The following is a 12,442-nucleotide window of genomic DNA, read 5'->3' on the forward strand; positions in this document are numbered from 1 at the left end:
CTCCTTGCCTCTGTTGACGGAGAGATTCTGGTCGAAAGCACGCGCACGAGCTCACGGTCAACGGAGGTCGGCGTCTCGGGGTCTGTCGACGGTCTGTTCGAACAAGCGAGCTTTTCCCCGAGTCTCAAGAATGTTCGGGGACGACAGGTTCAAGAGCTCCGGAAGTCAGTAGCGCAATCCGCATTTGCCAGGTTCAGGCAACGAAACGCGCATCGATTCGCGATTCAGGGGCTTGGAATGACGAAGTTGCGCCGGCGCGACGTGGCGAACATCGCGCGACGGGACGCCAAGTCGCTTCGCCGCTGGAAACAAGGTATCCCGCTGACCGAGCTCGAACGGGGCGCACTCATCGAGATCGACTCTGACCTCACAGCCGCAGACATCTTCCGGGTGAGGACGGCCATGGTCGCTGTCTCAGACGTGATGGAGGCATACCCGACGTTCCTCTCATTAGAGCAACGAGAGATATTCAAGACCACGCGACCGTTGACGGACCTTATCGATAGGTTGAACGGGGGCGCAATACCTGTGGTCGGACACAAACCGAAGCTCGTGATTGAAGAGATCGAGGACGTGGAGTGGCTCGTCGCAGCCCTCCCGGATGAGTCCCCCTCGGGGCGGGGCGTCACGATCGACAGCGTTGTCCAGCCGCAATGGTTTTGGGGGGATCCGGGGCGAACCCTCTTCCAGAACCACCGGTTTCGGGTTTTGTGCCGTGTGGTTTCGGCGACCCTTTCGCCACGGGCGGCAAGCTCCTATGTTGGCACGATACTGCGGACCATCAATGATGAGCTCGCCGAGACCGTAGATGGGCTCGGACCAATGTTCTTGGGCGCGCTAAGGAATGGTCACCAGCGAGGTAATAGGGTCACGTCGACATCCCACGAGCTGTTCGATTGGTACGTGACGGCTTTATCAGCGCATGCTGCGCCCTCCATCGACGATGTCGAAATTGAAAGGATCTCGGGGTCGTTCGATGTTTCCACGGCCAACTTGACCGTCGATCAGCAGTTGCGACTGTTCCGGTCGATCGACGACGTCGTATTCGCAAGTGCGCCCGATGTTTCTGAAGAAATAAAGGCTGCCCTTCGCGACGAGGCGCGCACCAAATTCGGCTTGTGGCCGTGGGCTTCTGGGGCCGCGTCGGTGGCTCCGCAACCAGATGAACATCTGGAGTCTCAATACCTAGAAGTCGAGATCGTCGCTGTCTACTGGTAGCCCCGCAGGGCAACATCGTCCGCGGCCTGCTGAAGCCCGTACGCGCCGCGGACGGAATCAAACGCGACGGGAATACCCACGCCCCCACGGCGTTGAACTTGAGCGTACTCAACTCAAGTTCCCCAGGAGGACTAGGTGCCCGAAGACTTCAGCGACACCGGCGCGAACTCGTTCGACGAGTTCCTCGCCCGGTATCTCGCGGGTGAGCAGGCCAGGCAGGCGCGGTCGATCGACCTCAGCCGGTTCCTGACCGCGCGCACCCAGAGCATCCTGCAGCGTGCCGGCAAGTTCGCGCTCGAGCGCGGACAGACCGAGCTCGACGCGCTGCACATCCTGCGCGTCATCGTCGAGGACGAGGCGGTCACGCAGGCGATCCAGCGCATCGGCGTCGCGCCGGAGCGCATCGTCACCGCGACCGAGGCGCGGCTGCCCGCGGCATCCGAGACTCGCATCGACGAGCTCAGCGAGCGCGCGAACGCGGCCACCATCACGCCGTCGGCGTCTCGCGCGCTGTTCCACGCGTACCAGGTCGCGAGGTCGAGCGGCTCGACGTACATCGACCCCGAGCACCTCTTCTTCGCGCTCGTGCTGGGGCAGGATGCCCCTGCGGGCCAGGTGCTGGCGCGCGCCGGCGTGACCGCCGAGGCGCTCACGGAGCAGATTCGTGAGGGCGTCGAGGGTATCGGTGACGAGGGTCTCGATACGCGTCCGACTGCGTCGGGCGCTACTCGACCAGCGGACAGCGATACTCCCATGCTCGACAAGTTCGGCATGGACCTCACCGAGCGCGCCCGCGACGGCGAGCTCGACCCCGTGATCGGACGCGTCGACGAGATCGAGCAGACGATCGAGATCCTGAGCCGCCGCACGAAGAACAACCCCGTGCTGATCGGCGAGGCCGGCGTCGGCAAGACCGCGATCGTCGAGGGCCTCGCCCGGGCGATCGTCGAGCAGTCGGTGCCCGAGGCTCTGCTCGGCAAGCGCGTGATCTCGCTCGACCTGCCCGGCATGCTCGCCGGCACCCGCTACCGTGGCGACTTCGAGGAGCGCCTCACCAAGACCATGGAGGAGATCGCCGCGCACAGGGGCGAGCTCATCATCTTCATCGATGAGATCCACACCGTGGTCGGTGCGGGCGGCTCGGGCGACGGCGGCACCGACGCGGGCAACATCCTCAAGCCGCGCCTCGCGCGGGGTGAGCTGCACCTCGTCGGCGCGACCACGCTCAAGGAGTACCGCCAGATCGAGAAGGACCCGGCGCTCGAGCGTCGCTTCCAGCCGGTCAAGGTCGGCGAGCCCTCGATCGAGGACTCGGTGCTGATCCTGCAGGGCCTCAAGCCTGCGTACGAGCAGCACCACGGCGTCGAGTACACGGATGCCGCGATCCGCTCGGCCGTCGAGCTGAGCGCCCGCTACCTCAGCGAGCGCGTCCTGCCCGACAAGGCCATCGACCTCATCGACCAGGCCGGTGCGCGACTGCGCCTGCGCCTCGGTGTGAAGGTGGACGTGTCCGAGCTCATCGGCCGACTGGCCGAGCTCGAGGCCGACAAGAACGCCGCCGTCACGGCCGAGCACTACGAGGAGGCGTCGCGCATCCGCGACGAGATCTCGAAGGTGCAGGACAAGCTCGACGACGCGACGGCCGACGCCATCAAGCGGGGCAAGGTCGCGCAGGCGCAGGCCGGCTTCGACGGGCTCAGCCAGCAGAACGAGACCATCATCGACGAGGCGCAGATCGCCGCGGTGATCTCGCGGGCGACCGGCATCCCGGTCAACCGCCTCACCGAGGGCGAGCGCGAGCGCCTCGCCGAGCTCGAGCAGGAGCTGCACGCCCGGGTCATCGGGCAGGACGACGCCGTGACCGCCGTCGCGCGCGCGGTCCGCCGCAACCGCACCGGCATGGGCGACGCGAAGCGTCCGGTTGGATCGTTCCTGTTCCTCGGCCCGACCGGCGTCGGCAAGACCGAGCTGGCGCGTGCGCTGGCCGACCGGCTGTTCGACGACGAGGGTGCGATCGTCCGCTTCGACATGAGCGAATTCGGCGAGCGGCACACCGTGTCGCGGCTCGTCGGCGCCCCTCCCGGCTATGTCGGGTACGACGAGGCCGGCCAGCTTACCGAGCGCGTTCGTCGGAACCCGTACTCGATCGTGCTGTTCGACGAGATCGAGAAGGCGCACCCCGACGTGTTCAACCTGCTGCTGCAGGTGCTCGACGACGGTCGCCTCACCGACGGCCAGGGTCGCACGGTCGACTTCCGCAACACGGTCGTCGTGATGACCTCGAACCTCGGCTCCGAGTTCCTCGCGTCGCGGTCGGGTGCGCTCGGCTTCGTGGCGTCGACGGATGCCGCGGCGAACGGCTTCTCGTCGCAGGACGACGTGCGCCAGCGCGTCATGGGCAAGCTGCGCGAGGCCATGCGCCCCGAGTTCCTGAACCGCATCGACGAGATCGTGCTGTTCACGAAGCTCACGCAGGAGCAGATCGCCCAGATCGTCCGGCTCATGCTGGGCGCGACGGTCGCGCGGCTCTCGGCTCGCGAGGTCGGCTTCGAGGCCACGGATGCCGCGGTCGCCTGGCTCGCCGAGCACGGATACGAGCCCGAGTACGGTGCTCGCCCGCTGCGCCGCCTGATCCAGCGCGAGGTCGAGGACCGGATCGCGGACCTCTTCGTGACCGGCGCTCTCGGCGACGGCGAGGCGGTACAGGTCGACGCGGTCGACGGGCAGCTCGTCGTCACCCCGGTGGCGCGCGCGACCGTGGAGCTGCCGGCGGCGGCGTAGTGCCGGTGGTCGAGTAGCGCCCCGGCTCTCGGTGGTCGAGTAGCGCCGCCGCAGGCGGCGCGTATCGAGACCCACGCACCCCCAACCGAAGGCCCGGCCCCTCATGACGAGAGGCCGGGCCTCCGTCGTGCCCGCATGATCTCAGGGCCCACCCCGAGAACATGAGAACCCCTCAGGACTACCATCAGAGGAGAGCGATAGGCACTGGTCATGTCTGGGGGATCGGGCGAGCGCGAGCAGCCCAAGCAAGCTGGATCGGGGGATCCGCGACCCGTGTGGCGCCGAGCAGGCGTTTGGATCGGGGGCGTAGTCGCGGCTGCACTGGCGACCGTCCTCGCCGGTGCGATGACTCGAGGGTTCGGGTGGTTCGTAGACGACGTGGTGCCGATCCCTGGGGATCCCGTGAAGGTCCGAGTCGATGCCGCACCCCGAGCGGATGACGTCGTGCTGTCGCCCGAGGCATCACTGTCGGCCGATGAGCTCGCATACCTCGCCGGGCTGCCGATGGAGGTGCAGGTCCGTTGGCTGCAGGAGAACGAGGGCGGCAACGTCTCGGGAACGCGGGAGGTCACCCTGTACCTCACTGGTAATCGAGCGAACACCGTGCGGGTCACCGACGTGAGCTCGGAGGAGAGCTGCGAGCCGATCTCGAGGGGCACGCTGGTGCGGATGACCGCGGGTCGCGGGGCGGGCGTGGACTCGGAGGTCATGAGCATCGACGTGGGCGAGGGCGCGTCGGAGGCCTACGCGGCCGACCCCAGCGGGCAGCATCAGGCCTATTTCCCCGACCGCACGATCACGCTGGCGCGTGGCGAGGAGGTGCCGGTCGTGGTCGACCTTATTCCCGCCTTCAACGGATCGATCTGCCGGGTGGAGCTGGACCTCACAGTGTGGGACGGCAGTGCCGAGCGGACCCTGCGCATCTCGGGCCCGGACGGTCCCTTCGTGGTCATGTCGATCGAGCGCTACGAAGACGAGGACGAGTACGGCACCGTCTACCTCGGCGGCGAGGTCTGCCGGCAGTATGTGCCGGCCCCACCAGACTGGAGCAGCAACCCGCCCTGCGGCGAGGGGAACTTCGCCTATTAGCGGTGGTGGTCGCGGGACGCGGCCGTCAGGGCCGCGCGCGCAGCTCCCGCGTCGCCGCTCGATACGCGTCCGTCGCGGTCGCGAGGTACGTCGCGAGCCCCTCGAGCTGGTGCTCGTCGAGCCCGGTGAACGCCTTGCTGACCGGCTCGCGCACGACGCCGAGCACCTCCGCCATCCCGTCGGGCATGCGGCCGGTCGCTTCGACCATGACGCGGCGCCGGTCGGCGGGGTCGGGCACGCGCCGCGCGACATCCGATGCCTCGAGCCGGTCGATCAGGCGAGTGGTGGCGCCCGTGCTGAGCGCCAGGCGCTGGGCCAGCTCGCCGCTCGTCATAGGGCCGTCGACGTCGAGCACGTTCAGGGCCTGGTAGTCGGTCGCGCCGATGCCGACCTCGTCGGCCGCCGCGAGGTGGAACATCACGATCGCCGCGAGGTAGCGGCGATAGCCGGCGGAGAGGCGCTCGAGGTCGTCCGTTGCCATGATCGCTGCCCTCCGGTAATATCTGCATGCATGCAACTAATGCATGCACGCAGATAACTCTACGGGAGACGCCATGGACGCGACCACCACCACGCCGGACACGATCGAAGCCGCCCTGGCGCGCCTCAGCGCCGCGTGGGATGCCGGTGACGCCGCCGCCTACGCGCGCGAGTTCACCGACGACGCGACCTACGTGATCTATGCGGGCATCGTCTACGAGGGTCGCGACGCGATCGAGCGCGGCCACCTTCCCGTCTTCGAGAAGTGGCGAAAGGGCAGCCGCATGCGCATGCGCGTGCGTTCGATCCGTCACCTCGCCGACGACGTCGCGGTCGTGCTGACCGAGGGCGGTATCGGCACCCGACGCATCCCGATCGACAAGGTGCAGACCTTCACGATGGTGCGTCGCGACGACAGCTGGCAGTGCGCTGCGTTCCAGAACACGAAGAAGAACCGGCTCTTCATCCGGATGAACCGCATCTTCGACCCGTCGCGGTAGGCGACTCGGATGCCGCGGCGGCGGCCACCCGGCGGGTTCGGTGAGAGCCCGACCTCTGGCGGTCGAATCCGACCGCGCCTATGCTGACCGGGTCACAGCGGACTCGATGAGGAGCGGCGATGCGTTCGACAGGGTGGTCGGCAGTCCCGGGATCAGGATCGACAGGTCGGGTCAGTGGTCGCCGGAGTGATCGGAGCCTGAGGCGCCGCGCCGCGGCATCCGTCGCCGCGATCGCGCTCGTCAGCGCCGCGCTCTTCGGTGGAGCGGTTGCCGCGAATGCTGCGCCGAAGCCGTCGCAGGCTCCGGGCGCCCCCGGTGCCCAGGCGACGTGGACCACGGGAGCGAAGCAGGGGGTCGGCACCTCCACGACCACCGACTCGAAGGTTTGGTACACCCTGTCCGAGGGCACGCTGGCCGAGGTCTACTACCCGCGGGTCGACGTGGCGAACAGCCGCAGCTTCGAATTGATCGTGACCGACGGCTCCACGTTCACCGACCTCGAGTCGCGCGACACGACCCACGAGGTGAGCCTCGCCGACTCGCGGGCACTCATCTACACCCAGGTCAACACCGACAAGGACGGTCGCTACCAGATCGTCAAGACGACGTTCACCGATCCCGCCCGGTCGAGCGTGATCATCCAGGTGTCGGTCCGCTCGCTCGACGGCGGCACGTACCGCGTGTTCGCCCAGTACGACCCATCGCTCGCGAACAGTGGCCGCCACGACTCCGCCCGGTTCTGGCGCGGTGCGCTCGTCGCCGAGGACCTCGCCGGCGACCCGGGCACCGGCGCCGACCCCATCGCCAGCGCGCTCGTCGCCGACAAGGACTTCGTCGCGACCTCCAACGGGTTCGCCGGGGTCAGCGACGGCTGGACCGATCTCGCGGGCGATCACCGCCTCGATCACCGCTACGCGGAGGCGACCGACGGCAACGTCGTGCAGACCGCCGAGCTGAAGCTCACCGGCCCGACGAAGAACGCCTCGGCGACCCTCGTGCTCGGATTCGGGGCATCCGCCGATGCCGCGCGCTCGACCGCGATCGCGAGCCTCGGCAAGGCGGGCAAGGGCGCCGACGCGGCCGCCGGGGCCTACGCCGACGGCTGGCACCACTACCTCGACAGCGTCAGCGCGCCGCCGGCGAGCGTGGCCGGCGATGCGGAGCTCACCACCCAGTACCAGGTCGCCGCGATGACGCTGAAGGCCCACGAGGACAAGACCTACCGCGGCGCGAACATCGCGTCGCTCACGATCCCGTGGGGCCAGACGCAGAATGCGAACGAGGCCGGCGTCGGTGGATACCACCTCGTGTGGGCTCGCGACCTCTACCAGGTCTCGACCGCGCAGATCGCCCTCGGCGATTCGGAGGCCGCGAACCGCTCGCTCGACTACCTCTTCGACGTGCAGCAGAAGAGCGACGGGTCGTTCCCGCAGAACTCGCTGCTCGACGGCACGCCGTACTGGGGCGGCCTGCAGCTCGACGAGGTCGCCTTCCCGATCGTGCTCGCCTGGGCGCTCGGGCGATCGGATGCCACGACCTACGCCGAGCACGTGAAGACGGCCGCCGACTTCCTCGTCGCCCACGGCCCGTCGTCGCCGCAGGAACGCTGGGAGGAGGAAGGTGGCTACTCGCCCAGCACCATCGCCGCCGAGATCGCCGGACTCACGGCTGCGGCGTCGATCGCCGCATCGAACGGCGACGAGGCATCGGCCGCCATCTACACGGGCGTCGCCGACGACTGGCAGCGGCGGGTGCAGGACTGGACGTTCACCACCACCGGCCCGCTCGGCGACGGCCGCTACTACGAGCGCATCGACGACAACGGCAACCCGAACGACGGGCACACGCTCGACATCAACAACGGCGGCGGCGCCTGGGACGAGCGCTCGATCGTCGATGCCGGATTCCTCGACCTCGTGCGCCTCGGCGTCAAGCCGCCCGCGGATGCCGCGATCGTCGAATCGCTGCCCGAGGTCGACGCGACGATCAAGGTCGACACGCCGAACGGCGCGCTCTGGTACCGCTACAACCACGACGGCTACGGCGAGAAGGCCGATGGGTCGCCCTACGACGGCACCGGCGTCGGCCGCCTCTGGCCGCTCCTGTCGGGTGAGCGCGGCGAGTACGAGCTGGCGAACGGCCGTTCGGCCAGCACGTTCCTCGACACGCTCGCGGCGACCGCCAACGACGGGTACATGATCCCCGAGCAGGTCTGGGACCAGCCGGATGCCGCGGGCTTCCTGCTCGGCGAGGGCACCGGCTCGGCGACGCCGCTGGCATGGTCGATGGCGGCGTTCGTTCGGCTCGCGCAGTCCATCGATGCCGGGCGGCCGATCTCGACGCCCTCCGTCGTGGCGGACCGGTACGCCGACGGCGCGCTTCCCGCCGGCCCGAGCCTCTCGGTGACGGAGCCGATCGCCGGCGCCGTCACCGCGGAGTCGAGCGTCACGGTCGCGGGCTCGACCGACGCGGCATCCGTCTGGGTGGCGGCCGGAGGGCACGCCGTCCAGGCATCCGTCACCGGCGGCGCGTTCACCGCAGAGGTGCCCGTCGTGCTCGGCGCCAACACCATCACCGTGGTGGCGGTGGGCGCCGACGGCGGCACGACGGCCGTGCAGGTGCGGATCACGTCGACGAACTTCGGCACCGCGGTCGGCACGGCGGACGACCCCGTCGGCGATGACAATGGCCCCGGGGACTACGTGTACCCGACGAACAGCGCCTTCAACCCGGGAGCGTTCGACCTCACGCAGCTCGGTGTCTACGACGACGGCACCTCGATCAACTTCGTCACCACGCTCGCCGGCGAGATCAACAACCCGTGGGGCGGCAACCAGATGTCGGTGCAGCGGGTGGACATCTACGTGAGTTCTGATGCAGCGGGCGGCGCGGTCGCGGCCCGGCCCGGCACCAACGCGAACCTCGCCCACCCCTACGACTTCGTCGTGGGCGGGTCGGGCTTCATCCAGCCGGCCGTTCGGGATGCGACGGACGCGGTGCTCGCGAACGCCACCCTGCTCGTGCTGCCGGCGACGCACCAGATCGCGATGTCGGTGCCGAAGGACGTGTTCGACGGGGTCGACCTCGCGGCCGCCACGTACCAGGTGGCGCTGATGTCGCACGCGGATCCGAACGGCGAGGGCACCGGCGGTATCCGACCGGTCTACGACTACGACTACTGGAACACCAGCCCGAACATCGGCATGGGATGGATCAAGGAGTACCGCTTCGGCGGCGGCGCCGGCGTCTGGACCGGCGACACCGAGGCTCGTGACACCGACACGCGCGACCCGAACACCATCGACGTGCTCGTGCCCGACGGCGCCGCACAGTCGACGGTGCTCGACTGGCGCGCCGGGTCGCCCGTGGTGCTGCCGTACGTGCCATTGGGGTAGCCGAAGCTGCCCTCAGGCGCTCGGCACCCGGAACAGCTCGGTGCGGGCGACCACCCGATCTCGCTCGACGGCGAGCTCGAGCCGCCGCGGATCGGCGAGGTACGCGTCGAGCAGCGCCTGGCTCGGAACTCGGTACAGCTGCACCTCCACCGGGTGCTCGGGCCCGCGGTCGCTGCGGATCCGCTCCGTCACCTCGATGCCGTAGTCGGGCAGCAGCGCCAGCACGCGATCCTCGTAGGCGACGAGGTCGTCGTCGAGCCCGGGCTTTGCCCAGAGCAGGCAGCACATCGTGAACGCGGCATCCTGGGGTGACGACTGCGTCTGCTCTGTCGGCTGCCAGGGCTCGGCGGATGCCGCAGCCGCCGCCTCGGCGGACCGGGTCGTCCAGCGCCCCCGCCGCAGCATGCCCTCGACGCCGACGTAGCCCGCGCTGTGCACGAACATCGCGACGAACGCGGTCACGAGGAGCGCAGCGCCGGCGATCCAGCTGACGTCCCAGAACGTCGTCACCATGCCGGCGATCGCGGTGCCCATCGCAAGCGACCGGGCCACGGTCACGCTGCGCGATGTCGCGAGGCGATGGCGGTACAACTCCTGCCAGTTCAGCACGATGAGGGCGGCGAGCAGCGGGATCGCGACCGCGAAGAGCACGATGCTCGCCAGCCCGAGCGGCGACGGCGCGGCATCCGTGATCAGCGGCTGCACCAGCACGACGCAGATGCCGACGAGACCGCCGTACATCAGGTTGTTCTGTCGCAGCCATTCGTCGGCGACCTTCGGATCGCGCTGCAGCGCCTGCTCGACGTACTCGTCCTGCATGAACCCCTCCGTTCGGATGCCACTCGTGATTCTGGCATTGCGGGGGGAGGCGTCTCGATACGCGTCGCCTTCGGCGGCGCTACTCGACGACCGGAGTTCGGCGGCGCTACTCGACGACCGGAGGCGCGTCATGAAACGTGGCATCCGCCGTCTCTCAGGGTGAAGGCAGACCTGGAAGGGACAGCGGGATGGCGAATCACCTCGAGTACGTGCACGGACCGCTCGGCGAGGTATCGGTGCTGCCCTGCGCCTGCCCGCGCCTCGCCGACCACCCGCGTCCGACGTCGGCACGCCGCCTGCCGACCGGGCGGCACCTGCGCGGTCGCCGGCGCGTCGAGGCGGTCCCGCGCGCATCCCGCGCACGGCACGCGGCCTGAAGCGACCTCGCCGGATCAGATCGAACGGAGCAGCGCCCAGAGCCCGATGGCTCCGGCGCCGCCGGTGGCGGCCGCCACTCGTGGCCCCTTCGCGCGACCCAGCTTGACGAGGCCGAGGGCGGCCAGCGCTCCCAACCCGAGCAGCGCGAGCCATGAGACGAGCCTGAGGCCGACGAGCCGGCTCGCACGAGAGAACATCGACGACGTGGCGTCGTCGGGGCCGGGATCGCTCGACCCGTCGTGCAGGTACCGGGCGATGGCCGTGAGCTGCGCCTCGTTCTCGAGCGCGGCACCGTGCCCTCCGTGGAACCGGCGGGACTGGTCGAAGTTCGCCATGGCCACGTTCTCGAAGCCGTCGACCCCGGCCGTCCCGACATCCGCGCTGCCGAGGCCGCGCAGCCACGAACAGAGGATGCCGACGGGGACGTCACTGGTCGCTCGGTCGATCCGGACGTCGCCGGGTTCCCAGCCGTTGCCGTCGTCCTTGCGGATCTGCTCGTCGTCGAAGAGCCGCTGCCAGTCGTAGCGACGGGGGAGCACCGTGCCGGCGAGGTAGATCCGCTTGAAGCGCATCGCCGGGACCCGGTCGAGCGCCCGGGCCATCATGTACGTGCCGTTCGAGTGGCCCGCGAACACGAACCGGTCGGGGTCGCGCGTCGCGTACGCGTCGCCGTAGAGCTTCAGGAACTCGTGCACCTTGCGTCGCCGCGTGCCGGGCAGGGCGAACTCCATCGCACTGAAGTAGCCGGTGTCGGGGCTGATCACCTTCGTCTGCTCGGATCCCGATGCCGCCTTGTAGGCCGTGCCGAGATCCTGCACCCAGGTGCCGAGCGCCGACGCGCGGATGCCGTGCAGGATGAACGCCGTCGCTTCGGGCTTCGGCGTCTGCCGCTCGTCGAGCGTCTCGTCGGAGCGCCCCATGATCGCGGTCTTCAGCTGCAGGTACCGGCGCTGCGGATCGGGCGCCGTGTCGATCGAGATGAGTCCGCCGTGGTCGGCGCCCGGGATCTCGTAGACCTTCGCACCGGGCATGAACCGCTGGTCGACGATGTCGTCGTGCGTGACCAGCCAGTCGGAGGTGCCGAGCACCTGCACCACCGGCGGGCGCTCGACCTTCGCGCGATACGCCTCGAGCCAGCGCAGGCGCAGATCGGTGATCCAGTAGCCCCCGGCCTGCACCTTCTCGAACGTGAAGTCGTAGAGGGGCGTGGCGATGGCGTAGGCGAGCCGCCACGCGAGCGGCGTGCCCGGGGCATCCGTGCGGTACCCGGCGTTCGGGCTGCCGAGCAGCACGATGCGCCTGACCAGTTCGGTCCACGGGCGGCCGGGTCGCTCGGGCGTCGATGCGTCGTGCAGGAACGCGGCGCGGGCGAGGATGCCGCCGAAGCTGTGCCCGGCGAGGATGATCGCGTCGGGCGGCTCGACGTCGTCGGAGAGCTCGCCGGTCCAGTCGCGGAGCTGCGCCGCGAGATGCCGGACCACCTGGTCGAGGTCGGTGCGCGAGGTGGCCGTCAGCCCGTGCTCGAACACCTTCACGCGCCAGTTCGGTGCGAGGTCGTCGCTGAGCCGCTGCACGAGTCCCTGCCAGAGCGGCGCACCTCTGCGCGTTCGGGCCGGCAGCCCGGGGATGAAGACGAAGAGCCCACGCTTCACGTCGTGGAGCTTCGGGTCTCGGATGTCGGCGTCGTCCATTGCGCGGCCCCCTCGCTCGCGGTTCGGCGCCACCATGCTAGCGACCCCGGGGCCTGCGGCCATTGGGGAACGCACTGAACTTCGCGTGCAG

9 protein-coding genes are annotated in these 12,442 nt (G+C 69.1%); 6 read left to right on the forward strand and 3 right to left on the reverse strand.

What is annotated here, in order from left to right; translation table 11 throughout:
- The first annotated feature begins 237 nt into the window (after positions 1-237).
- From ACFVN5_RS15140 to ACFVN5_RS15150, 3 genes are all read left to right on the forward strand, one after another.
- Positions 238-1,218, forward strand: coding sequence for a hypothetical protein (locus ACFVN5_RS15140; protein ID WP_376956064.1), 981 nt, complete (start codon positions 238-240; stop codon positions 1,216-1,218).
- Positions 1,219-1,353: 135 nt separating this feature from the next.
- The gene (locus ACFVN5_RS15145; protein WP_376956065.1) at positions 1,354-3,999 is read left to right on the forward strand and encodes an ATP-dependent Clp protease ATP-binding subunit; all 2,646 of its coding nucleotides are present in this window, start codon (positions 1,354-1,356) and stop codon (positions 3,997-3,999) included.
- 402 nt (positions 4,000-4,401) lie between these two features.
- A complete protein-coding gene (locus ACFVN5_RS15150) occupies positions 4,402-5,088 on the forward strand; it encodes a hypothetical protein (protein ID WP_376956066.1) in 687 nt (228 codons plus the stop codon).
- Between the two features lie 25 nt (positions 5,089-5,113).
- Here the strand turns inward: ACFVN5_RS15150 and ACFVN5_RS15155 are convergent, their stop codons facing one another.
- Positions 5,114-5,569 carry a MarR family winged helix-turn-helix transcriptional regulator gene (locus ACFVN5_RS15155; protein WP_376956067.1) on the reverse strand — a complete coding sequence of 152 codons (456 nt, stop codon included), beginning with the start codon at positions 5,567-5,569 and terminating at the stop codon, positions 5,114-5,116.
- 73 nt (positions 5,570-5,642) lie between these two features.
- Here ACFVN5_RS15155 and ACFVN5_RS15160 point away from each other — a divergent pair, with 73 nt between their 5' ends.
- Both ACFVN5_RS15160 and ACFVN5_RS15165 read left to right on the forward strand, forming a co-directional pair.
- Positions 5,643-6,068, forward strand: a complete 426-nt coding sequence (locus ACFVN5_RS15160) for an SgcJ/EcaC family oxidoreductase (RefSeq protein ID WP_376956068.1) — start codon at positions 5,643-5,645, stop codon at positions 6,066-6,068.
- A 119-nt stretch (positions 6,069-6,187) separates the two neighbouring features.
- Positions 6,188-9,463 carry a glucan 1,4-alpha-glucosidase gene (locus ACFVN5_RS15165; RefSeq protein WP_376956069.1) on the forward strand — a complete coding sequence of 1,092 codons (3,276 nt, stop codon included), beginning with the start codon at positions 6,188-6,190 and terminating at the stop codon, positions 9,461-9,463.
- Between the two features lie 12 nt (positions 9,464-9,475).
- On the opposite strand, the gene ACFVN5_RS15170 is transcribed toward ACFVN5_RS15165, so the two are convergent.
- Positions 9,476-10,282 (reverse strand): hypothetical protein, encoded by an 807-nt coding sequence (locus ACFVN5_RS15170; protein ID WP_376956070.1) that lies wholly within the window; start codon positions 10,280-10,282, stop codon positions 9,476-9,478.
- Between the two features lie 188 nt (positions 10,283-10,470).
- Here ACFVN5_RS15170 and ACFVN5_RS15175 point away from each other — a divergent pair, with 188 nt between their 5' ends.
- Positions 10,471-10,659, forward strand: a complete 189-nt coding sequence (locus ACFVN5_RS15175) for a hypothetical protein (protein WP_376956071.1) — start codon at positions 10,471-10,473, stop codon at positions 10,657-10,659.
- Positions 10,660-10,674: 15 nt separating this feature from the next.
- Here ACFVN5_RS15175 and ACFVN5_RS15180 read toward each other — a convergent pair whose 3' ends face one another.
- Entirely contained in the window at positions 10,675-12,351 is a 1,677-nt protein-coding gene (locus ACFVN5_RS15180; protein ID WP_376956072.1) for an alpha/beta fold hydrolase, read from the reverse strand.
- Positions 12,352-12,442 lie beyond the last annotated feature (91 nt).

This window comes from Agromyces sp. NPDC057865 (assembly GCF_042796995.1).
Classification (GTDB): domain Bacteria; phylum Actinomycetota; class Actinomycetes; order Actinomycetales; family Microbacteriaceae; genus Agromyces.